19 protein-coding genes and 1 riboswitch are annotated in these 23,142 nt (G+C 45.4%); of the genes, 17 read left to right on the top strand and 2 right to left on the bottom strand.

Annotated features, from left to right (window positions below):
- Window positions 1-197 precede the first annotated feature (197 nt).
- The 4 genes from A7D23_RS11070 (at window position 198) to A7D23_RS11055 (ending at window position 4,056) form a co-directional block, all read left to right on the top strand.
- On the top strand, window positions 198-1,064 hold the full coding sequence (locus A7D23_RS11070) for a cell wall-binding repeat-containing protein (protein ID WP_019226721.1): 867 nt from the start codon (window positions 198-200) through the stop codon (window positions 1,062-1,064).
- A gap of 480 nt (window positions 1,065-1,544) precedes the next feature.
- Window positions 1,545-2,402, top strand: a complete 858-nt coding sequence (locus A7D23_RS11065; RefSeq protein ID WP_019226723.1) for a SatD family protein — start codon at window positions 1,545-1,547, stop codon at window positions 2,400-2,402.
- A gap of 3 nt (window positions 2,403-2,405) precedes the next feature.
- Window positions 2,406-3,167 carry a DUF3307 domain-containing protein gene (locus A7D23_RS11060; RefSeq protein WP_019226724.1) on the top strand — a complete coding sequence of 254 codons (762 nt, stop codon included), beginning with the start codon at window positions 2,406-2,408 and terminating at the stop codon, window positions 3,165-3,167.
- Window positions 3,168-3,252: 85 nt separating this feature from the next.
- A complete protein-coding gene (locus A7D23_RS11055) occupies window positions 3,253-4,056 on the top strand; it encodes a YlmH/Sll1252 family protein (RefSeq protein ID WP_019226725.1) in 804 nt (267 codons plus the stop codon).
- Window positions 4,057-4,085: 29 nt separating this feature from the next.
- Here A7D23_RS11055 and A7D23_RS11050 read toward each other — a convergent pair whose 3' ends face one another.
- A complete protein-coding gene (locus tag A7D23_RS11050; protein WP_019226726.1) occupies window positions 4,086-4,745 on the bottom strand; it encodes a hypothetical protein in 660 nt (219 codons plus the stop codon).
- Between the two features lie 219 nt (window positions 4,746-4,964).
- Window positions 4,965-5,642 carry an NlpC/P60 family protein gene (locus A7D23_RS11045; RefSeq protein WP_019226727.1) on the bottom strand — a complete coding sequence of 226 codons (678 nt, stop codon included), beginning with the start codon at window positions 5,640-5,642 and terminating at the stop codon, window positions 4,965-4,967.
- Between the two features lie 252 nt (window positions 5,643-5,894).
- On the opposite strand from A7D23_RS11045, the gene A7D23_RS11040 reads away from it, so the two are divergent.
- From A7D23_RS11040 to A7D23_RS10980, 13 genes are all read left to right on the top strand, one after another.
- Entirely contained in the window at window positions 5,895-6,848 is a 954-nt protein-coding gene (locus tag A7D23_RS11040) for an alpha/beta hydrolase (protein ID WP_019226728.1), read from the top strand.
- Window positions 6,849-6,923: 75 nt separating this feature from the next.
- Window positions 6,924-8,897, top strand: a complete 1,974-nt coding sequence (locus A7D23_RS11035) for a bifunctional UDP-sugar hydrolase/5'-nucleotidase (protein WP_026071894.1) — start codon at window positions 6,924-6,926, stop codon at window positions 8,895-8,897.
- Window positions 8,898-9,150: 253 nt separating this feature from the next.
- The gene (locus tag A7D23_RS11030) at window positions 9,151-10,311 is read left to right on the top strand and encodes a metallophosphoesterase (protein WP_019226730.1); all 1,161 of its coding nucleotides are present in this window, start codon (window positions 9,151-9,153) and stop codon (window positions 10,309-10,311) included.
- On the top strand, window positions 10,301-12,586 hold the full coding sequence (locus tag A7D23_RS11025; protein WP_019226731.1) for a hypothetical protein: 2,286 nt from the start codon (window positions 10,301-10,303) through the stop codon (window positions 12,584-12,586). The genes A7D23_RS11030 and A7D23_RS11025 overlap by 11 nt, the downstream gene beginning before the upstream one ends.
- A gap of 93 nt (window positions 12,587-12,679) precedes the next feature.
- Window positions 12,680-13,762 carry an A/G-specific adenine glycosylase gene (gene mutY / locus A7D23_RS11020; RefSeq protein WP_019226732.1) on the top strand — a complete coding sequence of 361 codons (1,083 nt, stop codon included), beginning with the start codon at window positions 12,680-12,682 and terminating at the stop codon, window positions 13,760-13,762.
- 55 nt (window positions 13,763-13,817) lie between these two features.
- Window positions 13,818-14,756 (top strand): AEC family transporter, encoded by a 939-nt coding sequence (locus A7D23_RS11015; RefSeq protein ID WP_019226733.1) that lies wholly within the window; start codon window positions 13,818-13,820, stop codon window positions 14,754-14,756.
- A 398-nt stretch (window positions 14,757-15,154) separates the two neighbouring features.
- The gene (locus tag A7D23_RS11010) at window positions 15,155-15,877 is read left to right on the top strand and encodes a PilZ domain-containing protein (RefSeq protein WP_019226735.1); all 723 of its coding nucleotides are present in this window, start codon (window positions 15,155-15,157) and stop codon (window positions 15,875-15,877) included.
- Complete coding sequence (locus A7D23_RS11005; protein WP_019226736.1) at window positions 15,870-16,418, top strand: XRE family transcriptional regulator; 549 nt, start codon at window positions 15,870-15,872, stop codon at window positions 16,416-16,418. The genes A7D23_RS11010 and A7D23_RS11005 overlap by 8 nt, the downstream gene beginning before the upstream one ends.
- A 13-nt stretch (window positions 16,419-16,431) precedes the next feature.
- Window positions 16,432-18,114: an AMP-binding protein gene (locus A7D23_RS11000; RefSeq protein WP_019226737.1), complete on the top strand. Its 1,683-nt coding sequence runs from the start codon at window positions 16,432-16,434 to the stop codon at window positions 18,112-18,114.
- A gap of 183 nt (window positions 18,115-18,297) precedes the next feature.
- Entirely contained in the window at window positions 18,298-19,329 is a 1,032-nt protein-coding gene (locus A7D23_RS10995) for an agmatine deiminase family protein (protein ID WP_019226738.1), read from the top strand.
- A gap of 230 nt (window positions 19,330-19,559) precedes the next feature.
- Window positions 19,560-20,441: an N-carbamoylputrescine amidase gene (gene aguB / locus A7D23_RS10990; protein WP_019226739.1), complete on the top strand. Its 882-nt coding sequence runs from the start codon at window positions 19,560-19,562 to the stop codon at window positions 20,439-20,441.
- A gap of 78 nt (window positions 20,442-20,519) precedes the next feature.
- Window positions 20,520-21,014: a DUF5668 domain-containing protein gene (locus A7D23_RS10985; RefSeq protein WP_019226740.1), complete on the top strand. Its 495-nt coding sequence runs from the start codon at window positions 20,520-20,522 to the stop codon at window positions 21,012-21,014.
- Between the two features lie 172 nt (window positions 21,015-21,186).
- Window positions 21,187-21,272: riboswitch (cyclic di-GMP riboswitch) on the top strand.
- Window positions 21,273-21,332: 60 nt separating this feature from the next.
- A complete protein-coding gene (locus tag A7D23_RS10980; RefSeq protein ID WP_068883812.1) occupies window positions 21,333-23,006 on the top strand; it encodes a diguanylate cyclase in 1,674 nt (557 codons plus the stop codon).
- Window positions 23,007-23,142: the final 136 nt, after the last annotated feature.

Here is a 23,142-nt window from a genome sequence, read left to right as displayed (position 1 = left end):
TATGATTACCTGCGCTGAAGTTTTTTCTCTATTTAATTGTATCAAAAAAGAGCTGGAATTACTTCTTTCTTCGTAATTCCAGCTCTTTTGCTTTTGAGGTTCAGGTACCACTTTTTCAGTGGCCTCGTTTTATCCCCTCTTTATCTAAAATCTAAAATTACGGGAGATTCTTGAACCGTGAGCACTGAAAAGAAAGTGTGCAATTACGATTTTCTTATGAAAAAATTGATGCGCTCTGTGCCGCGCCGTTATCGCAAAAATACAATTGCCCGATTTTGTTAAACATCAAAGAGAATTTGCTCAGTAGTACAAAAAAGGAAATTCAAAGACTTGAGGCCAAGAATGCTGTAATTATCGGTGGTACGGGAGCCATCTCGGAAAACGTTGAAAAAGAGCTTAAAGCTATAGGTCTAAGCTGTACGCGTATATCAGGTGAAGACCGGTTTGATACTTCCGTAAAAATTGCAGAGAAGCTCGATTTCAATGGTGAGGTTTGCGTAGCAACAGGACTCAATTTTCCAGATGCTATTTCAATTTCTTCGATCGCAACCCAAAAAGGCATGCCCGTGCTCTTAACCATGACGTACAAATGTCCTCAAAGCGTAAAAGACTACATCAAAAATAAAAACATCACTGCCGCTTATATTGTCGGTAGCGATGATGTTGTCAGCGACGGGGTAGCCGGCAATTTCCCCCATGTCAAACGATTGCAGGGGAATGATCGCTATGATACCAATATGGCGGTAATCAGCAATTTTGCCAAAGAGCTCAAGTTAAGTACCGTTTATGTTGCTACCGGTTCAAATTATCCGGATGCTTTAGCTGCTTCCGCACTGGCCGCTAAAACTCATTCTCCTGTTTTTCTGGTTAATGATACTGCCGTGGACAAGACGAAAGAATACTTGCTGCAAAACCAAATTCTCCCGAACGTTGTTGCCATAGGTCAGACAGATGTTGTATCCGATGGCGTAGTTAAGGAGCTGCTGCAAAATACGGGTAATACCAACGGGAATTTGCAGCTTAACAAACCAGGAATTGATGAGAATTATACAGTGATATTCTAACCTATTAGTCACTTTATATTAAATTAAAGCTTCTTTTGACTAAATTCACAAGTTGAATCTAACAAAAGAAGCTTATTTTATAATCGTCAGCATATTAATTATCAATTTAATCCAGGTCCAGATTCCTTACCTGTTTAAGCCAATTATTTCATTTACCGAAGAATTTGTAAGCGCATACAAATTCTTCAAATTTAGAAATTTTTTGTATCGAAGATACATTGAAAGGCTTGACAATATATCATACGGGGAAAGGGAAAAAAGTAATGCCTTACGAGTATTTGTTGATTCAAATATCCTGGTATCTGCTGTGTTAAGACAGGGCTAGGAGAGTATTTCGTAAGAAAAGACTCTTTCAGAGGTCCTAGTCGTATACTAAAGGTAAAGAAAGCAAGCAACTAATTTAGGTTGTAAATACAAAAAGCAATCAAAACAGATTGCTTTAAATTTTAATGCTGTTATAATAACACTAGAGGTGGTTCTATGCTCTACACTGCTGTGATTGCCGATCTGGTAAACTCGAAAAAGCTTCCCAAAAGTGACCGTGAACAGATTCAACGATATATGAAGATGTGCCTGAATGTCCTGAACAGCATCTTTCAAAGATCGCAGGAATTTGCCGTCATCTTCAGCGCAGGTGACGAAGTACAAGGACTGTTCAAAACACCGACAGCCGCATTACTCTATGTTCGTCTTTTAAAAATGCTGCTGGCTCCTCTACCGATTCGCTGCGGATTTGGGGTAGGGGACTGGGATGTCCGGATTCCGGACGGGACTTCAACGGAACAGGACGGACCAGCTTACCATCTGGCCAGGGAGGCAATTTTAAGAATCCCGGAACGCAGCGGCTATGACTTATTATTCAACGCCAAGCACGAAAACGATCTGGTCATTAATGCCTTGCTCAAAACATCCGATCTGCTCGTCAGGAAACAGAGTCTGTATCAAAACAACGTCTTATTGCTGACCGAAGTCATTCAGCCGCTGTTTGACCAAAAGGCAATGGATCTGCCTGCATTCAAGCGGCTGCCAGGTCTTGTTTCGGAAAGGTACCGCCAGAGCTATTATCAAAAAACACGAATCAAAGCGGCTTCAATCGATGACGTATCCTGGATTAACAGCGAGCATATTGAACCTTTCGCCATTTTTGCTTCGGAGTCACTTCAAAATAAATTGACCCTGAAAGAGGTCTATAAAAAAGGATTATCAGGAAAAATATCAAATATTACCAATACATCCAGACAGAATGTTGACAACGTGATCAAATCTGCCAACATTCCAGAGATTCGTGAAATTGATATTGTTACCCTGCTGATGATCCATCGAACCTTTGAGAGGTGAGTTATGAATTTTTTGCTGCCGATAATTGCCCATCTGCTTGGAGACTTCATTCTGCAAAGCACGGCAATGGCTACCAAAAAACGTGACCAGATCAAGTACTTTCTCTGGCATTGTCTGATCTATGCCGTCCTTCTGATTCTGGCTCTAATCTGGTTTGGACCTGTTAATAACATGATATTTGCAGTGCTGATCATCGTTCTAAGCCACCTGTCTATCGATTATTCCAGAACCCGTCTGCTTCAATATTATGCAGCCAAACAGCCGGACTTGGCAAAAACAGATTTTTTCCTGTTTGTTGCCGACCAGTTTTTACATATCCTGATTATCCTGGCCTGCGGCTTTTATCTTACAGAAACAAGCGGACTCGGAGAAAGTGTCTTAGGCAGGATTTCGGTGGATTTAACGGGGCCGGAATTATACAACGGTGCCGTGCTCATCTTGTTGTATATCTTGTGCCTGTCGCCTGCCGCTATTTTTATCAAAAAGATCCTGATCTTATTTCATTTTCAGAATCAGGAGGATACCAACGAGTTAATTAAAAGCGGGTATCTGATCGGCGTGCTGGAACGGCTTATTACACTGACACTGTGGCTGAACGGGCAGCTCGGGGCCATTGGCTTTGTGCTCGCAGCAAAAAGTTTAGCGCGTTTCAGTCAGCTAAACGACCGGGACTTCGCCGAAAAATATCTTGTCGGCACGCTGTTGAGCATTGTGATCGCACTCGGCTGTATTACACTCGGTAACGCATTACTGATCATCAGGTGAGCCATCAAACTAATTGAATACGTTGAAAATCAGTACAATAGATATATAAGAAATAATTGTTTAAAAGTTCTTAAAAGGATGCTGCATGATTAATAAAAACGAAATCGTCAAAAAATATGCCCAGGATGAAGAAAGCAGGCTACTGCTTGCCCGGGTCCTTGACAAGCTTGAAGAATCCGAGAAAAAGAATATTCCGACCTTTACAAGGTTCTGCAATCAGCAGCAGCGGTCTTTGGCCGAAAATATGCTTATTACGGACGGAAGATCCCGGCACTTTTTCTGGGGAGGCTATGAAGGGGCTGAGCGTACCGTATTGGTCTTTTTTCCGGACTACTTGGAGCCCGAACAGGTCATTCAGGATGATGAATATTGCCCATTAGCTTTTATCCGGGCGGAATATCCTGCAGACAGCGGCCTGTCGCATCGGGATTTCCTAGGCAGTTTGATGGGGGCAGGAATCAAACGGGAAACGGTCGGTGACATTCTGGTCACAGAAAAAAGCTGTGATCTGATTGTCCTGAAAGAAATCCTGCCGTTCCTGATAAACAATCTGGAATCAGTTGGCCGTGTCAAAATAAAAACAGCAATCATCTCTGCGGGATTGCTGCAAATACCGGAAGAAAAAGTTCTTCTGCTGAAAGACACCGTAGCCTCATTACGGCTGGACAGTGTGGTCGCGGCAGGTTTTAACTTAAGCCGTACCAAAGCGGGGGAATATGTTGAATCCGGGAAGGTCATGCTAAATTCGCTGGAATGTGACAAAACAGATAAGACAGTTGCGGAAGGGGATACGCTATCTCTGCGCGGCTTCGGAAAAATCAAGCTTCAGGAAGTAGGCGGACTTTCTAAAAAAGGCCGCCAGTCCATCGTGATTAAAAAGTATGTCTAGTACAACGCTCTTGAAATAAATACCCAAATTTATTCTCGTGCCAATCGTTCTGCTTCGGCCTTCGCTGCCCGAAAGCAGTCTTTGATTTCTTCAGCGGCCAAGGCGGAGCCTTCCTTTTGCTTCCTGAAATATTGCATCAATACTTTGCCGATTGCATAGCAGCTAATAAACACAAGCGAGGCTGTTCCCGGCGTGCTGCTTGAGTCTGCGTCCAAGCCAACCCTGGTCAATCCTTCCAGACCATATTTGGCAGTAAGCGCAAGGCCGGCCTGCCCGGAAAGTTCGCGGAAAAGACGTTGGGCGTCCTCGGGAGCCAGCGTTTGACCGGATTCCTCCGCCAGGCGCAGCGTCAGATATACCTCTGTGATTTGAAGCAGGATGGTATCCTTGTGTTCAGCGGCCGAGGCGGCTGTGCCGGCTGTCAGGACAATCAGCCGGTGCATTCTGTCCCTGGTTTTATTTTGAGGGAGCTTATTTACGGCTTCCTCAATTTTATTTAGGTATTCTTCCGGCGTAATGGTTTCCGAACCACTGCAGACCGGACAGGATTCAGCATCATGAACATGAACGGCATGGCCGGTCTTCTGGGAATGGTCATGGCCACAGTTGCAGGATTGCTGATGCTGAGTGGAGTGATTGTGCCGATTAGGTTGATGATGCGAATGTTTTTTCGGATGGTTCGCAGGCATATGATGTCCTTTCTGTCCATAAAGGATAAGCTAGCAGACTGATTTGTGTTTTGTCTTAATATAACACAATCTGCGATTTTTTTTAAATACTTTTACTGATAAACGAATAAGCCACAAGGTCAGAAAAAATGAGAATGTCAGATATTATTCGATCCGGACATTCTCAATAAATGAATAAATATATTTCAGCCGACGAAATGAACATGATTCATATAACCACTAAATCACCCGTTTTGCCCCGAGATAGACAGATTTCCAATAGGTTCCGAAACTATAAACAGCAACACCTTTGGAGCTTGAAGCATTGATAAACTGGTTATTGCCAATGTAAATCCCCTCATGATCAACGACACCGTTTTTGGCAATTGAAAAGAAAACGATATCTCCCGGTTGTAAATTAGCGAAACTGACCGCTTTGCCAACCAGGTACTGGTCCCTGGAAATACGCGGCAGGGTAATGCCGTTTTGCGCAAAAACATATTGAACAAATCCGGAACAATCAAATCCAGTCGATGGGGAAGTACCTCCGTATTTGTAGGGGACACCAATGTATTTCTGGGCCGTCGCAACAATCGCGCTGGCTTTGACGCCCTGCGCTTTATTCGTATAGGCGGTGTTTATGGCTGAAGCCGTGATCGGCCCAACAATTCCGTCAGCCGATAAATTCTTGGCTTTCTGAAAAGCGATGACACCGGCTTGTGTTTTGAGTCCGAAAATTCCGTCCACTGTGCCGACGCTGTAACCCAGACAGTTAAGTTTGGTTTGTAGTTCTACGACATCCGACCCCGTCGAGCCTGTCTTCAGAAGTGTATCGCCGAGGGCAGCAGACGTTACCTGAGCTAAGCCGAGAATCAGGATTGCAGAAAGAAGCAGCGTAACAACCATTTTTTTCGTCATTGAAATCCTCCACGCGTCAAATTTTTTCATCTGGAATTCTGTACCGGTCTCGTTCGCTTCTTACCAGTATTTTAACAATTCATTGGAAAAAAGGCATGTCCAAAATTCTGGAAATATTTATAACGTGGGAAAAGGATGATAATTTGTCTTCAAGATGATATATTAGGTGTGATTCATTAAATGAATGTTTTCATTAAACGGATACACACACCTCGGATACCACACCTCTAATTTGCCGTAAGGGGAAATAGCATGAGAGAAAAGCAAAGCTACTGGAATATCCATCCTTCAGATCAAATATTTGCAACCAAATGGGAGCCGGATACGCTCCCCGCCAAAGCAATCATCTTGATTATCCACGGGATATCGGAGCATTCCGGCAGATATGCGCCGTTTGCCAGGGAGTTGACGGAGGCAGGGTACATTGTTTATGCCTACGACCAGAGAGGCCATGGCAAAACAACTGAAACCGCAGGCATGGAAGGATTTGCGGGTCAAGACGGCTGGAACCTTATGGTACATGATGTCTATGATTCTGTTGCTCTGATCAAAAAAGAAAATCCCGGACTGCCGTTGTTCATTTTTGGTCATAGTATGGGAAGCTTTATTCTTCAGCATTATATGCATCTCTATGGAGATGAGCAGGGAGTACAGGGGTTTATTTTATCCGGCCCGGGCGGAGACACGACGTTTATGCTGTATTTTGGCCGTTTTTTATGTCGGATGATAGCTCTGGTCAAAGGAAAGCTTTACAAAAGCAAATTCATTCACGAGCTGACTTTTAAAAACTTCAATGCCCGGTGCGCAGAAAACAGGACGGAATTTGACTGGCTTACCACCAATCTGCTTGTTGTCGATGAATATATTCAGGATAGTTACTGCGGGGGAACCTGTACTTTAGCGTTCTATCATGATTTTTTTGCCGGAATTTTGCAAGTACAAAAGAAGTCTAACATCAGGAAGATCCCGAAAGACATTCCGATTCTGATCCTCTCCGGCCAAATGGATCCTGTCGGCCACTACGGAGAAATTATCACAGCTCTGCGTCTGCGTTACCAACAAGCTGGAATCCGTGATGTTACTGTAAAGCAATATGAAAACTGCAGACATGAACTGCACAATGAAACGGACCGTTCTCAAGTTCTTCAGGATATAATTCAGTGGCTAAGTTCCAAGATTGGTAAGAATAACATAGCGCATAGATAGACGGATAGACGGATAGATAGATTGATTGACAGATAGGTAGACCGATAGCATAGATATAGAAATGAGGAGGGAAAGATGATGAAAAGGATCCAATTTGCTTTGGTTGCTTTCCTGATTGGCACAATGTTTGTTTTGCCCATTAATTCTCCTATTGCCTCGGCCGAAACTCAGAAGAGTATGACGATTTTGTTTACACATGACATGCATGATCATCTCCTGCCGGTCAAAGACGAACAAAACGGTGTGATAAATCAGTCAGGCGGATTTGCCAGACTCCAGAGCGCCATTGCTGCCGAGAAAGAGGGTGACCCGGATGCATTGCTCCTCGATGCCGGAGATTATTCCATGGGAACGCCATTTCAGACGATTTTTCGGACAGACTCCCCGGAGCTTCGCGTTATGGGGCAGATGGGGTATGATGTTGTAACCCCGGGTAATCACGAATATGACTACAGGGCTTCCGGACTGGCCGACAGCCTTCAGGCAGCTGTTGCTGCGCGGAAAAACGGGGAGATTTCGCCCCGGATCGTTCAGGCCAATATTGCCTTTCCGGCCAAGGAGGACGGCAGCTTAACGCCTTCGCTGGCAGCTCTGCAACAGGCTTATCAGGATTATGGGATCACCGAATACACCGTCGTTGAAAAGAATGGGGTAAAGATCGGTGTTTTTGGCCTGATTGGAAACGATGCGGCATCCAACGCACCGAAAGCCGAAGTGGAATTCACGGATCAAGTCGCGAACGCCGAACGGATCGTTTCGATCCTGAAAGACCAGGAAAAGGTTGATTTAATTGTCTGCTTATCCCATTCCGGGACCTGGGAAAAGGCATCCGAATCTGAAGACCAGATCCTGGCAAAAAAAGTTCCCGATATTGATGTGATTATCAGTGGCCATACCCACACCAAACTTGAAGAACCGATCATCAAAGGCAAGACACTTATTTGTTCCGCCGGAGACAGCTGCAAGTACCTCGGTGTTTTGCAAATTTCTCAAAAATCCGGTTCTTCAGACTGGGGACTTGTCGCTTACCGTCTGCCGGCAATCGATGAAAGACTGCCTGAGGATCCACGGATTGCCGGTATTGTAAGTCAGTTCAAACAACAGGTTCAGGACAAATTCTTTGCTCCGTTTCAGTTAAATTATGATCAAGTATTGGCAGAATCCCCCTATAACTTCCGGAAGGTCAACGACATATTGAATACGCATCAGGAAGATCCATTGGCCAACCTGATTTCTGATGCCTACGTTTATGCTGTGAAAAAGGCGGAAGGTTCCGGCTATGTTCCGGTGGATGTCGCAGTTGTACCTGCCGGGACGATCAGAGGTACCTTTTTTAAGGGCGCGATCACGGCAGCCGACGCCTTCAGCGTAAGCTCCCTCGGGATCGGTCCGGATAATATTCCGGGGTATCCGCTGGTTTCTGTCTATTTAACCGGCCAGGAATTAAAGACTCTATGCGAAGTAGATGCCTCGATCTCGCCGATGATGGCTGAAGCCCAATTGTTCATGTCAGGTATTGATTTCACGTATAATCCGAACCGGATGATATTCAATAAGGTCACTGACGCCGTGTTGCAGAAGCCGGAAGGCTCTATTGAAGAGATTGACGATACCAAATTATACAGGGTGGTTGCCGGTCTGTATTCTGCTCAGATGCTTTCGATCGTCGGCGATAAATCTTACGGTCTATTATCGATTGTGCCGAAAACAGAAGAAGGTATACCGGTTACAGATTTTGAAGCCCAGATCGTCAAAGACACAGCCGGAAATAATGCCGAAGTCAAAGAATGGCAGGCCCTCGCCTTATATCTTCAGTCCTTTGCTAAAGTCGGCGGAGTTCCAACGATCTCCGATGATTACGGCATGATACTTGGAAGAAAAGTGGTAGACAACGGCCATCATCCAATATCCCTGCTCGCCAATCCGAACAAAATAACCCTGACGGTCTATACCGTTGTTCTTGTTGTTATGACGCTGATTATTTTTGCGATTTACAGGATCGTTACCCGTCGCAGACGCTTGGCCCGAATCAACCAGAAATCTGTCTGAAAGCAGTTTTTCTGTATGAAAACATGCAGAATCTTAGCCGGAAAGATTTCTGGCTTTTATTTTTTATTTTTTTATCGAGCGAAAAAGTAAGTTGCAATTGTAAGCAGGAATTTGCCGGGGTCCCCAAGAACTAACATAACACCATACTTGGGAAATCGTATTGGCAGCAAACATTCTGCTTGCTGTGATGTTTACATGGCTGGTAAGCGACGATCGATTGATGTTTTGGTGTCATCAGGGTGAGGTGTAAAAAATGGCAATTACCATCCGTTTTGTGCATTGTGCCGGATTTCAATTTGACAGCCGTTCTTGGGAAGGACCGGCTTGCTGGATAGCAATGCGCAATCAGGACTTATGGCATACCTTCGAAGCCGTCTTGACGCTTTGTCAAAAAGAAAAAGTGGATTTTCTGTTTGTGACAGGGGATTTATTCGACCAAGAGAATGCGCGTAAAGAAACGGTCGAACGTGTCTACAGGTCGTTCTCTGGCTTGAAGGACACCCGTGTCTTTATCACCCCTGGGGATCAGGATCCTTTGGTCATCTCTTCGGCCTACCGTTTTGCTGAATGGCCCGGTAATGTTCATATCTTTGCGGGGGGCGTCAGTCATATTGAAATTCCGGCCAAAGGAACTGTCATCTATGGCTCGGGATGGACGAATTACCGTCAGGAGCTGATTGATCTGGGGATGATTCAGCCGGTCTTACACAACGCACCTATTCAGGTGATGCTGCTCCATGCAGAGATAGCGTCCCCAAAAAATACGGATAGGTTTATTCCTCTGGAGCCAGAGGCGATTACAGCAAGTGGTTTAACCTATCTGGCGTTAGGGCATCAGCAGAAATTCAGTGGGCTGCATCAGATTGGTGATACTTTCTGGGCAGATTGCGGATCCCCTGAAGCCAGGAGCTTTCAGGACAGCGGGCCGCATGGCGTGCTTTTTGGAGAAACAGACGGGAAATTGACACAGGTTGATTTTGTGGAACTTGGCGGACGGAACTACATTGAAAAGTTCTGGCCGCAGGCGGCTGAACCAAAAGAGATTGCTAGCGGGCTTTTGGCAGATACAACGAAAGAAGAACGGCAAAGAGATTTGTTCCGGATTGTTCTGTCTGGGCCATATCCGGATCCGGAAAGTACAGTCCAGACTTTGCATCAGCTTCTCTCCGAAGACTTCAGCTACTTTGAGGTTTACCATACATCCCAGTCTGGTCCGGCTCTTTGCGCCGATGTCAATGTTATAAGTATAAGACGCCAAACCAGCGGCTTCCCGGATTTAACCGAAGTATTCGGAAGAGAGATCCAAAAACGCCTTTCTTCAGAAAACCGGCCTGAAGAACAGCGGCGTTGGGAATTGGTCCAGAAAATTGGATTGGCTGCAATCAGTCAGGGACGGGAAGATTATGAGGATTGATAAGATCGGGCTGCAGGGGCATCCGCTGCTCGGGGATACGGAGTGGTCCTTGCCCGGGGATTTTACGGTGCTGTATTTGGAGGAACCCGAACTGGCAAAAGCTTTGTGTCAATTACTGCAGGAATACTATGACGACCGGGTGTCGGCAGTACCGTCAGACAAGCGGAAGAGACAAGGGTTAGCAGAAATCCTGCTTTCCGGAGAACAAACAGATTTGAATATGACTTTTGAGGCAATCCGGCAGGGCGGCTTTATTGTCTGGCCGGATACCAATAAGCATGGTTTGTACCGAAGGGTCTCCAATCTCCAGCAGGTCGGAAATGAAGAGCTTTCCCTGGAACGGGTACATGACGCCCTGGCCAGAGCAAAGGAACGCGTCGAAGAACAGGCGGATGGAATGGCTCAGGTTAAAGCCGAGTATGATGCGTTAAGAAGAGATTGGGAAGAAGCAAGCCACCGGCAGGAGGAACAGCGCTTTCTGCAAATCGAAATTAAGAACCTGCAGGCTGAACAGCATCTTATGACGGAGAAAATTGCTGAGATGGAAAGAATTCAGCAGCGGCTTGTTATCCTGAGAGAGAACCTTGATTACCGTGAATTGCGCCGTCTGCAGGGTGAACTTGCCAGCCTCGAAGAACTGCGCAGGGATACCGGGATTCGATTGGCGGCCGTTGTTCAGGATAAACAGGTTGACTGGGACATGATTGAAGGTTTGCGGGAAGAGTGTTATGCCTGGGCCTTGATTCAAAAAGAGGCGGAACAGGGTGAAGCTTTGATCACCCGGCAGACTCAGGCCATCAACGAGCTTCAGGATTCACTAAGATCATCCGGCTATCGGCAACTGCCGGAAAATGAGGAGCAGCACTTACGCAGCGCTGAAGAAGAGCTTCGTGCCGCGCAGAAGGAACTTGAAAGCTTTGCCGGTTTGGCTGATACCGTGAAGGAACTGGAAGGGTCCCTTTATGAAGAAAAAGCCAAACTCAAAAAATATGCGCTGATTGCCGGTATGACTGACAAAGACCAACGTTCACTTGCCCGATCATACACACGCTTGAAAAAATGGCAGGACTCTGTACTCGGACGTATGATTGACCGGAGGGTTATCCGGCGGTCAGGGGCAGTCAGCATCGAAGACAGATTGGCTTCGCGTCTGACAAAGCTTCTGCAAAAATATCAAGCTGCAGACTATCAAGAATTCACGCGGCAGATCGAAGCGTACCAGAATCAGAAACAGGCCGCAGACCGGCTCCAGGCGGATTATAACCTGGTCAGGAAACAGGTTAAAAGGGAAAAAGAACTGCGCAGAATCATTTTGTCCCGCAGTCAGCGGCTGCAACAAGCTTTTGCGATGGTTAAGGCTTCCGATTTTTCGTCCTGGAAAAGCGGTTGGGACGAGTACTGGCAGAAAAACAGCCATGGTGCGGAAATGCTTCAGACGCTGCAGGTACAGACAGGGCAACAGCAGGAAACAGAACAGAAATTGCAGGAATATGCGTCACAGCTGCGGGAAAAATTACAGAACAGAATCTCGGCTGATGCCAATATTGACGAGGTCCTTGAGGCCGTGCTGCTGATTGCACGTGAACTGCGGATCAAAGAAGAAACTGAAAAAGAATATGATTTACTGAAAGAACAGTATGATATCGCCTTAAATAAGCGGAATCTGGATCAACTATCCAGAACTTTAGAACCCCTTGCCGAACTGGAACGTGAAGCATGTCTGCCAGAAGCAGAAAGGCTGGCCGCCCTGGCGGCTTCCCGCCAGGCGCTTTCGGAGAGAAACAGCCGGCTTCAGAAGATCCGTAAAGACCTTCAGGATAGTCAGGCTGTGAAAATTGACCATGACCTGGAGAAAAAACTTGGGAGCGTAAAACAGCAATGGCAGGCCTATCAGGAATTACAGCATACCCTTGATGATACGGCGGAACTGCTTGAAGCCTCGCTGCAAAAGTGGCAGGCCGAGAATGGCATTGTTTTAAAGATTAAAGCGCAGCGGTTTTTGAGGCGGGCATTTTCGTTGAACCTGTCGGATAAAAAAGAAATGATGATGGCCGAAGCCTATTCGTATTATTTTGCTTACCGTCTGGCCCTTGCTGAAGCCGCTCTTGAGGACAGCAGCATTGAGATTCCTTTGTTCTTTCTGGCCGGATCAATGAACGGAACCGAGGGATTTTGGAAGAAAGCACTGGCTTATCTGCAGGAACTGTCACACTCGCGTCAGGTTATTTTCTGTACGGCGGATGCCAGACTGCGGAAAATGGCTGACGAGCTCTGAAGCAAAGCCTGATCTTCTTACCAGTAACTTGTTAACTCTAAAATGCATGTAATTAGCAATATCAAACATCGAGGCGAATAACAGGGAGGCAGCTTGAATAAATTAGCGGATCTAGTAGATAAACCAAAAAATATTCAGGAGAAACCGTCAGAGATTGCTGCGTTATTATTGGCCTGGTATGACCAAAATAAAAGGGAGCTGCCCTGGAGAAGAACGAACGACCCCTACGCGGTCTGGTTATCGGAAATCATGCTTCAGCAAACACGGGTCGATACGGTTATAGATTATTACCTGAGGTTCCTGGAGCGGTTTCCGGATATTGGCAGTCTGGCTGACGCGGACGAGGGGGACGTTTTAGCCATATGGAAAGGTCTTGGTTATTACCGTCGGGCCAGGAACCTTCATCAGGCTGCCATCGTGGTACATGACAGGTACAGTGGGAATTTTCCGCGCACTTATCCGGAAATCCGCGCTTTGCCAGGAATCGGTGACTATACGGCTGGGGCTATTGCAAGTATTGCTTACAATCTGCCTTATCCGGCTGTTGACGGGAATGTACTGCGGGTCGCAACCCGTCTTCTGGGACTTGAAGCTGACATTAGCCAGCAAAAAACGCAAAAGCAAATTGCTGAAATGATTAGAGAAATGATTCCCAAAGATAGGGCGGGGGAATTTACCCAGGCACTGATGGAACTTGGCGCAATGTGCTGTACACCCAATACTCCCGGTTGCCGGGACTGTCCCTGGCGTACCGTCTGTACTGCCCATCGTACGCACAGGGAGACTGTCCTGCCGGTTAAGAAGAAAGCAAAAAAAGCGGCCCGCTTCGATTACTGGACGGCGCTTGTCTGTAACGACGGGGATATTCTAATGGAGTACCGCAGCAATACACAGCTGCTCGGCAACATGTGGGGACTGCCGCTCGTCCAAAAGGAATCTGCTTCTTCTGCGGAAGAACTGTTCCGTCGCGACTGGGAGTTAGATCTCCGATTTATTAAATACTTGGGCAGCGTTCGGCATGTTTTCACACATCAGGTCTGGCAAATGGATGTCATTTTGTTCTCGCTCAAGCCGGACTCGGAGGTAAAATCAGGGCTTGCCTGGATTTCCCGGGAGAAACTGAAGGACCTGCCGATTCCAAAAGCATTTCAAAAAGTACTTCAGCTTATGATATAATAATAAATTGTATAACTTTCGTAAAATTTCAGCTTAAACTATTGGAGAGAGAAAAGTGGAACTACAAGGCGTCTATAATCAACTGGGGATTTTGTTCTTAACGATTTTACTGGGTTATGTCCTGGCCAAAGTGAAGATTATTCCACCGGCAGCGACTCAGGTTTTTTCTAAATTTGTCCTGACAATTGCACTTCCGGCCTTGATCCTGTCCGGGATGAGAGTATCTTTTACTACGGAGAGGCTGCATACGGCACTTTTTGTTTTCTTGCTTACGATACCCTGCTACGGTCTTGCCTTTCTCGTCGGGAAACTGACAGCGAAGATCCTGACCAAAGATCTGACCAGAGAAGCCATCTTTAATTTTGGAATTGTTTTTGCAAATACAGGCTTTTTAGGTTTTCCGATATTTCAGGCGCTCTATGGCAAAGAAGCAATATTTTATGCTGCGATCTACAATATTATGTTTAACTTGTTGTTGTATACGCTTGGCATTAAAATCATGAATGCGAATAAAACCGAACATCCTACAAGGCTAAACCTGAAAAAAATTATTAATCCGGGCGTGGGTGCGAGTATCATCGGGTTCATTTTATTTATCACCGCTGTTCCGCTGCCCGAATTTATGACCGGCACGATCGATGCGATTGGAAATACCTGTGTTCCTCTGTCAATGCTGACCATCGGGGCGACATTAAGTGAACTGCCGCTTCAACGGATGTTCAGTGATATCGGTATTTATATCCTGTCGGTCGTCAGATTGCTTGTGATGCCGTTATTAACCCTGGTTTTGGTCAAATATATCTTTCAGATTGATCAGATGTGGCTAATTGCCATCCCGGTCATCATGGCCGGCATGCCTATTGCAACCAATACGGTTTTAATGGCGATTGAATACAAAAATGATGCACGTCTGGCATCACAGACGGTGCTGATTTCAACCTTGCTTAGCTGTTTATCAATTCCATTGCTGATACTTGTGCTGTCTCATTTTTAACAGCATCCCTTTTACAATGTATAGAATATCCATAATATGGATAAAATGATCCTATAACATGTGAGGGAGGATCGGTATGGGCGACAAAAATCCAAAGAATATTATGAAACAAAAAAAGAAAAAAACAGAAAAGAAACCCGAAACACTTTATCCGGAAAATAATCTGTAAAACTTGTAACGATAAAACTCAATATTTCTGCATTGTGTTTTTTAGCAATACCAGAGTCTCCAAATCAATGTTTGGACTTTGGTATTTTTTTGTCCGGACTCATCCGTGGCATATTATTCGCAAATTTTTGCGGGTACATTCGTTGTGGTTCTATCCAACATCATGTAAAATGGTATTTATCAGAAAAACGCATTGACATGATTTTCAAACTGTTTCATGAGGTGATTGGATGGAAGACTTTCAGGAAAAGCGGAAGTATTTCCGTGTCGATTTGATCCATGATATTCCAGCCACAGCGAAGATTTCCTCGATTAACAACCGGAAGGTCGAAGTGGAGAAAACATTTCCGATTGCAATCCTGGATTTGAGCACAGGTGGGATATATGCTTTTTTCCCAGTGGATATTCCAGTCAATATTGTCATTATCGATATCATGTTTACGTTTGAAAATGAAGAATTTTCATTTAATGCGCTGATTATTCGCAAGACCCCCAAAGATGACGGCTTTGAATACGGGATGAAATTCCTTTTTCATTCCCAGAAAGATGAAAGCCGGATCACCCGATGTCTGAATCAATATAAAATCAAGCACACCCGCTTTATGAAGATTCAGCTTGATTTACGCAAACAGAAATACATCGGATGCTTTGTCAAGGGCTTGGAGCTGATCGAAGAACCGGCTTATCTGATTACCAGCCGCCGGATCGTTGTCGCCACAAATAAGGCAGCGCAGGACAGCGGTGTCAAACTTGGCGAGCGCTGTTATTCCACGGTCGCCAAACGGCATCATGCCTGCCCATTCTGCCTGCTGGAAGATGCCAAAAAAGCGGATCATCTTCTCGAGACAAATGCCGTTGTGCAGGAACAAAGGTGTAAGGCCCGCTGGCTGTACCTCGAGGATCATTACATGATCCACTATTTCACGCGAAAGGAAGGCTTGAAAGATGAATGAAAAGGTGAGGGATATTGCCGAGAGAATTAAAGGCTTAAGATTACTTACCGGTTGGGCCGAAGAAGAGGCTGCGCGTAAAATCGGACTACCTGTTCAAGAATATCTGAAGTATGAAAAAGGAGAAGATGATATTCCGATCAGTATTCTCTATGAAATTGCCGATTGTTATCAGGTCGATTTAACGGATGTTCTTACCGGTGTCTCGCCCAAACTGCATGATGTCTGCTTCATCAAAAAGGGTAAGGGTCTCAAAGTTGAACGGTATGACCAGTATGATTTTCAGAGTCTGGCTTATCAGTACGTTAACAGAAAAATTGAACCGCTGCTGGTGACCCTGGATGCAGAAAATAGTCCTGAACTTGTTTCCCATCACGGACAGGAATTTAACTTCTGTCTGGAAGGCAAGATGAAAGTCATCATCGGCAGTATGGAATATGTGCTGGACCCGGGAGACTCTCTGTATTTTAATTCCTTGATTCCACATAAAATGCTAGCCCTCGAAAAAAGATCAGCAAAATTTTTAACCGTCATACTTTTATAAAGGATGTGAACAGATGAACCTCGCTTCAAGATATATCGGGAAAACCGATTTTGATTCTTATGAAGATTTTTGTGCGAATTATCAAGTGAAAGTACCTGACAATTTCAATTTTGCGTATGATATCGTCGATGAATATGCCCGTCTGGAACCAGAGCGTCCAGCGCTGGTCTGGTGCGACGACCACGATAATGAACGGATATTTACCTTTGCCGATCTGAAAAAATACTCGGATAAAACGGCGAACATGTTAAGCGAAGCCGGGATCCGTAAAGGCGACAAAGTCATGCTGATCCTGAGAAGGCGTTATGAAGTGTACATAGCGATTCTGGCTCTGGCCAAAATCGGCGCGATCTATATTCCTTCTTCCAATCAGCTTACGCAGAAGGATATTATTTATCGAAATAATGCCGCATCGATTAAAGCGATCATCGCCTATCATGATCCGGTAATTCTCGACCATGTCGAAGCTTCCAGGGAAGAATCATCAACGCTCCAGACGCTGTTTCTGGTCGGTGCTAAGCGTCCCGGCTGGGTTGATTTTGACAGCAGCATGGAGGCTGCTTCCGAAAACTGGGTCCGGCCGACAGGTGCTGACGCGACAACGAATGACGATACAATGATCATCTATTTCACGTCAGGGACCACGAGCATGCCAAAAATGGCCATTCAGAGCTTCACCTATCCGCTTGGTCATATTGTGACGGCTAAATACTGGCAGCGCGTCGTGGACGGCGGGCTGCACCTGACGGTTTCCGATTCCGGCTGGGCTAAATTCGGCTGGGGGAAAATTTACGGCCAGTGGATTTGCGGTGCGGTGCAGTTTGTCTATGATATGGATAAGTTTATCCCGGAAAAGCTTTTGGAAATGATGCAAAAATATAAGCTGTCCACGTTTTGCGCACCTCCGACAATTTATCGTTTTCTGCTTGAACACAATCTCGAAAAATATAATCTGTCCTCGATTGTTCACTGCTCCACAGCCGGAGAACCTTTAAATCCGGATGTCTTTAACCGTTTTAAAAGCATTACCGGCTTAAGCATCTTAAATGGATTTGGCCAGAGCGAGACAACCGTGCTGGTTGCCAACTTTGAATGGCTGGATATCTATCCGGGAGCAATGGGCAAACCGAACCCGGCTTACAAGATCGATGTGGTCGATGAAAACGGAGCTCCATGCCCTCCGGGAGTCGAAGGAGAACTGGTCATCCGCGAGGCTGATTCCAATAAACCTGCCGGATTGTTCTGTGGGTACTACATGGATGAAACTGCTACCCATAAAGTGTGGTATGACGATACATACCACACAGGGGATATGGCCTACTGGGATGAACACGGCTTTTTATGGTTTGTTGGCCGCAATGATGATGTCATCAAGGCGTCCGGCTATAGGATCAGTCCTTTTGAAGTTGAAAGTGCACTAATTGAGCATCCCGCAGTCGTGGAGTGTGCTGTGACCGGCGCGCCGGATGCTGTTAGGGGAACGGTCGTCAAAGCGACTGTTGTGCTGGCCAAAGGCTATACGGCTTCTGAATTGTTAAAAAAAGAGATCCAAAACTATGTCAAAAAGGTGACGGCTCCGTATAAATACCCGAGAATTCTCGAATTTGTCGACGAACTGCCGAAGACGATCGGCGGCAAGATCAAACGCGCCCAGATCCGGCGTGAAGACACGGAAAAGTTTCAAGATAAAGAATAACTTTAACGTATACCCATCAATCATTGAATATTGTCTGATGCACCCCACAATCATCGTGGGGTGATTTTATGCCTTGAAAAGTAGTTGGATTTTCATGTAAAATGAACCATAAATAATCATCATGACAAAAGTAGATTTGAAAGTAATGATGATATATGTTGTTGCTAAAGAAAGGATAAACTGATGTTTCCGAGCGATTTAAAATATAGAATGCCTGCGGAATGGGCCAGACACGAACGTACCTTTATTTCCTGGCCGGTCGGGGCATCAATGTGTCATCCGGAAAATTACGAGGCTGTTTGCGAGGGTTATACCGACATTATTCGAGCTATCGGGGAATTTGAACCCGTCACCGTATTGGTAAACCCCAAAGAACGATTGCTGCTCGAAGGCCGCTTTCGGAACAGGCAGATCGAGCTCCTGCCGTTGGCGCATAATGATGCCTGGCTTCGGGATAACGGGCCGACGTTTATCGTCAATGATCAGGGAGATATAGCCGGCATCAACTGGCACTTCAATGCCTGGGGCGGCAAATATCCGGACTGGGATCTGGACAACCAGGTCGCACCGCAAATATTGAAGCACCTCGGCCTGAAACCGTTTGATGCGCCGCTGATTATGGAAGGCGGCTCGTTGCACGTGGATGGAGAAGGTACACTCTTGACAACGGCCGAATGCCTGCTCAATCCGAACCGCAACCCTGATCTTTCCCGGGAGCAGATTACGGAACTATTGAAGAAATATTTGAGTATCCACAAAGTCATCTGGCTGGGAAAAGGCTTATGTGGAGATGAAACAGACGGACATGTCGACAATATCGCCTGTTTTGCTTCGCCTGGCAAAATCCTGATTCAGGTCTGTGATGACCCTTGCGATCCGAATTATGCGATTACCCGGGAAAACCTTGCGGTGTTAAGCCGAGAAACGGATGCCAGAGGAAGAACCTTTGAAATCATCCCAATACAGCAGCCTCCCGCCGTATTTGCCGACGGTAAACGCCTGACGCTGAGTTATCTGAACTTTTACTTTGTCAACGGCGGAATTATTTTACCTGTATTTGGCGGCCAGGCTGCCGAAACAGATGCCCTGGCTATTCGGACCCTGAGCGGGATCTTTCCAGAAAGACGGATCCGCACCATTAATGGAATGGCAATTATTGGGGAAGGCGGCAATGTTCACTGTACAACCCAGCAGATGCCTGCTGTAAACCATTGAAGGTCAGTGTATGAATTGCCCGACAATATATACCAAAATCTGAAATAAAAATATAAACAAAGAGGAGAACGTAGCAGATACATCTGTTATATGTTGCGCTCTTCTGCGTTGTGGTTTTTTTCTGCATCATGTAAAATAGAAAATGCATACAAATTAACAAAATAGTAGAAACACCTGTAAGATCAGGTTCAGAACACACCGAAATCAGGCATTGGGAAGGAATATTAACGATGAGAAACGTCAAAGTGGCAGCAACCCAGATGCGCTGCACCAGTAACGTTGAAGAAAATATTGCGGGGGCGGAGACACTGGTCAGGGAGGCAGCAGCCCGGGGCGCGCAGATCATCCTATTGCAGGAGTTGTTCGAAACCCCGTATTTTTGTCAGAAAGAAAAATCGGATTTTTACCTTTATGCAGCAGAGCTAGAAGATAATCAAGCAGTCAGACATTTCCGGAAAATTGCCAGAGAGCTGGAGATCGTCCTGCCGATCAGTTTTTATGAGAAGAAAAACTACGCGCGCTATAATACGATTGCCGTGATTGATGCCGATGGTGAGATCCTCGGCAAATACAGAAAGAGTCATATCCCCGACGGGCCGGGCTATGAGGAAAAATTCTATTTTAACCCCGGTGATACAGGCTTTAAAGTCTGGCAAACGCGCTACGCCAAGATTGGAGTCGGCGTCTGTTGGGATCAATGGTACCCGGAAGCTGCCCGCTGCATGACCCTGATGGGGGCGGAGATCCTGTTATATCCGACAGCCATCGGTTCAGAACCGATGGATCAGGCGATCGATTCCAAAGACCATTGGCAGGCCTGCATGCTCGGCCATGCTGCCGCGAACCTGATCCCTGTGGTCGCATCCAACCGGATTGGTGTCGAGGAAGAGGATGATTCCAAAATCACCTTCTATGGTTCTTCTTTCATTGCCGGACCGCAGGGTAATAAGATAGCGGAGGCTGGACGAAACGAAGAAGCGGTTCTAATCGCGGAATTTGATCTGGACCAGCTCGAGGTTCAGCGGCTGGAGTGGGGGATCTTTAGAGACCGCCGGCCTGATCTATATGGAAGGATTTCTTCCTACGACGGGGAACTTTATTTATCAAAATAATCCATTATCTAACACGAATTTGTAGTTCTTAAATCTCGAGTATCTTATTAACCTTTATAAGGTGAGAGGAGGCTCTATATGAACAAAAGCGGCTTATTTTGGGGAATCATTCTAATCCTTACAGGAGGCTTGCTGCTTATAGATAATCTTGGCAACTGGCAAATCTTCAGTATGGAATTTCTTTGGCCGGTATTGATCCTTATTCTCGGGCTTGCTTTTGAATTCAACTATTTCAGTAAGAAAGAAAGCCCCGGATTGCTAGTTCCCGGTGGTATCCTTACCGTTATTGGTCTGTTGTTCATCTTTGAGACTTTTACACACTGGCAATTTTCCGGATATACCTGGCCGGTCTATCCGCTGGCTGTTGCAGTCGGTCTATTTCAACTCTATTTATTTTCCGGACGCCCGCGCGGTCTGCTGGTGCCTGTTTTTATTCTAACCGCTCTAGCGTGCATATCCTTTACTGGGATGTTTGTAACGTCAATTCAGCGCTATATAGATCTAGGCCTGGTGGTCCCGATCCTGCTGATTCTGGCAGGTCTGATCCTGATCATCCAAAGGAAAAAAACATGAACTAAATTTGGAAACCATGTAAGAAGAATCTGATCTGGATGATAATATCTATTGCATAATATTAATCAATAAATGTATGAATAGTCAGACTCTGAATATTCATACATTTATTGATTATTCATACATTTATTGACAGATTTCGTGTATTTTACTATAATTGAGTTAAAATCATATGATCCATTGGCAAACCTGTTGAAAAGCAGGGACGCAAAGCTACGAGTCTAAGTGCTGAAGCATATTGACAGTCGGGTTGCACACAGAAGATGAAAACCGCGGCTGCTTTGGCCGCGATTTTTTTTTCTGAGGAGGGGATTTAATATGACAGCGGATTCCATCGTTGCAGCCAGTATTTCAATTACCCTGGTCTTGTTGATATCTTACGGATTTTTATATTTTTCCGAGAAGAAACATTATTTCTTAGCATGGAGTCTTTCTGTCTTGATGCTCATGATAACCTATCTTTCCAGAACTGCATTGCTGGAAACCGACAGCCCGTCCGTGGTGCTTCAGATTATCAACTATGCCTCTTCGATCGCAGGGTACTGGCTGATATTCAAGGGTACGCTGTTGTTTTTTAGCAGAAGCTACCCGGTGTTTTGGGATATCGGCACGGGCTTTCTGATCGTTGCTTTTATATGTATTGCTGTTCAGGGAATCTCGGCAACCGCTCTTTTACTTCTATCTGTTGTCTGGATCATTGCATTATTATCCAAAGCTGCTATGACATGCTTAAAAGCAAAAACACCACAAGGCCCGATCCGAATAATACTTGGCTATACCTATATTTTTTGGGCCTTGTCGATTTTACTTTATCCGTTGTGCAAATTAATTAACGTTATTTCACCGTCTGTAGGTTATTTAGTTGCCGGTGTTGTTGGTCTGCTTGCTTATCTTAATATGCAGGCCCTGTATTTTCAAAGCATCCGGGAGGAGCTCGAAAGCAAAGAAGCAAATATCAGAAAACTTGTCATTTATGATAAATTAACGGGGGCCTACAGCCGTACCTATTTTGAAAATGTGCTGGAAGATTTCCTTGATAAAACCCTCATGCCTGCAACATTGGACATGGGGGATTTTAATGGTCTGAAACTGATCAACGACACCTTTGGTCATGAAAAAGGGGATGAATTGCTTGCTGACGGGATCAGAATCATGCAAGAGACGATCGGCACTGAGAATGTGATTATCCGATGGGGCGGGGACGAATTTATCATTATCATGCCTGGTGTGCCGCTTGATCAGGCCGGCGTGTTTTTAAACAATATTAAAAATAATTTAAAAATCTCCCGCCCGCAAACGGTACCAATAGATATCTCGTTTGGCCTGACGGTTTATGAGAACAGGGAACAACCCCTGGCAAAAATGATCAGCCAGGCTGAGGAAAAAATGTATAGCAACAAATTAAATGAAAGCAAGAAATCCCGCCTTGCCATCATCGAGTTCCTGGAAAAACTGCTCTGGGAAAAAGATTATCAGACGGAAGCCCATGTCATGAGGCTGAAAAGTCTGGTCAGTAAATTCGGCAGTCAGATCGGCCTGTCCCCAAGAGAGATCGTCGAATTGGTCCAAGTTGCAATGCTGCATGATATCGGCAAGATCGGTGTTCCGGGGGAAATCTTAAAAAAACAAGGTGACTTGACCCCGGAAGAATGGAGCATTATGAAAAAACATTCCGAAATCGGCTATCGGATCACGCAGTCGTCCAGGGAATTAGCGCATGTCTCAGAAGCCGTTCTCGGTCATCATGAATGGTGGAATGGAAAAGGTTACCCGCAGGGGCTGAAAGAAGATGAAATCCCGCTGTTCTCGAGGATAGTTTCTATTGTTGATTCCTACGATGTGATCACGCATGAAAGGCCCTATAAACGGGCCATGGACCCCTATAGTGCACTTGTTGAAATCAATAAGTGCGCCGGCAAACAATTTGATCCGTATCTGGTTACTGTTTTTAACAAGATTATGCAGGAAGACCTTGTTGTGAATGATAGGTAACTGTAATTAACTCAACTTTCCCACCATTAAATAATGGTTAAAGCCATGATTTTTCTGACACATCAGGTTGCAAACAACAATCGTTCTTTGAAAGACCGTGGAATAGTGCTAAGAAAAGTATCCATAATCATATTGG

Origin of the sequence: Dehalobacter sp. TeCB1 (assembly GCF_001707455.1) — a bacterium.
GTDB lineage: Bacteria > Bacillota > Desulfitobacteriia > Desulfitobacteriales > Syntrophobotulaceae > Dehalobacter > Dehalobacter restrictus.
This window is presented reverse-complemented; position numbering and strand designations above follow the sequence as displayed.

Coding starts and splice junctions, on each gene's coding strand:
- A7D23_RS11065 (WP_019226723.1), top strand. CDS start 1,545: ATGCTCTACACTGCTGTGATTGCCGATCTGGTAAACTCGAAAAAGCTT.
- A7D23_RS11060 (WP_019226724.1), top strand. CDS start 2,406: ATGAATTTTTTGCTGCCGATAATTGCCCATCTGCTTGGAGACTTCATT.
- A7D23_RS11055 (WP_019226725.1), top strand. CDS start 3,253: ATGATTAATAAAAACGAAATCGTCAAAAAATATGCCCAGGATGAAGAA.
- A7D23_RS11050 (WP_019226726.1), bottom strand. CDS start 4,745: ATGCCTGCGAACCATCCGAAAAAACATTCGCATCATCAACCTAATCGG.
- A7D23_RS11045 (WP_019226727.1), bottom strand. CDS start 5,642: ATGACGAAAAAAATGGTTGTTACGCTGCTTCTTTCTGCAATCCTGATT.
- A7D23_RS11040 (WP_019226728.1), top strand. CDS start 5,895: ATGAGAGAAAAGCAAAGCTACTGGAATATCCATCCTTCAGATCAAATA.
- A7D23_RS11035 (WP_026071894.1), top strand. CDS start 6,924: ATGATGAAAAGGATCCAATTTGCTTTGGTTGCTTTCCTGATTGGCACA.
- A7D23_RS11030 (WP_019226730.1), top strand. CDS start 9,151: ATGGCAATTACCATCCGTTTTGTGCATTGTGCCGGATTTCAATTTGAC.
- A7D23_RS11025 (WP_019226731.1), top strand. CDS start 10,301: ATGAGGATTGATAAGATCGGGCTGCAGGGGCATCCGCTGCTCGGGGAT.
- A7D23_RS11010 (WP_019226735.1), top strand. CDS start 15,155: ATGGAAGACTTTCAGGAAAAGCGGAAGTATTTCCGTGTCGATTTGATC.
- A7D23_RS11005 (WP_019226736.1), top strand. CDS start 15,870: ATGAATGAAAAGGTGAGGGATATTGCCGAGAGAATTAAAGGCTTAAGA.
- A7D23_RS11000 (WP_019226737.1), top strand. CDS start 16,432: ATGAACCTCGCTTCAAGATATATCGGGAAAACCGATTTTGATTCTTAT.
- A7D23_RS10995 (WP_019226738.1), top strand. CDS start 18,298: ATGTTTCCGAGCGATTTAAAATATAGAATGCCTGCGGAATGGGCCAGA.
- aguB (WP_019226739.1), top strand. CDS start 19,560: ATGAGAAACGTCAAAGTGGCAGCAACCCAGATGCGCTGCACCAGTAAC.
- A7D23_RS10985 (WP_019226740.1), top strand. CDS start 20,520: ATGAACAAAAGCGGCTTATTTTGGGGAATCATTCTAATCCTTACAGGA.
- A7D23_RS10980 (WP_068883812.1), top strand. CDS start 21,333: ATGACAGCGGATTCCATCGTTGCAGCCAGTATTTCAATTACCCTGGTC.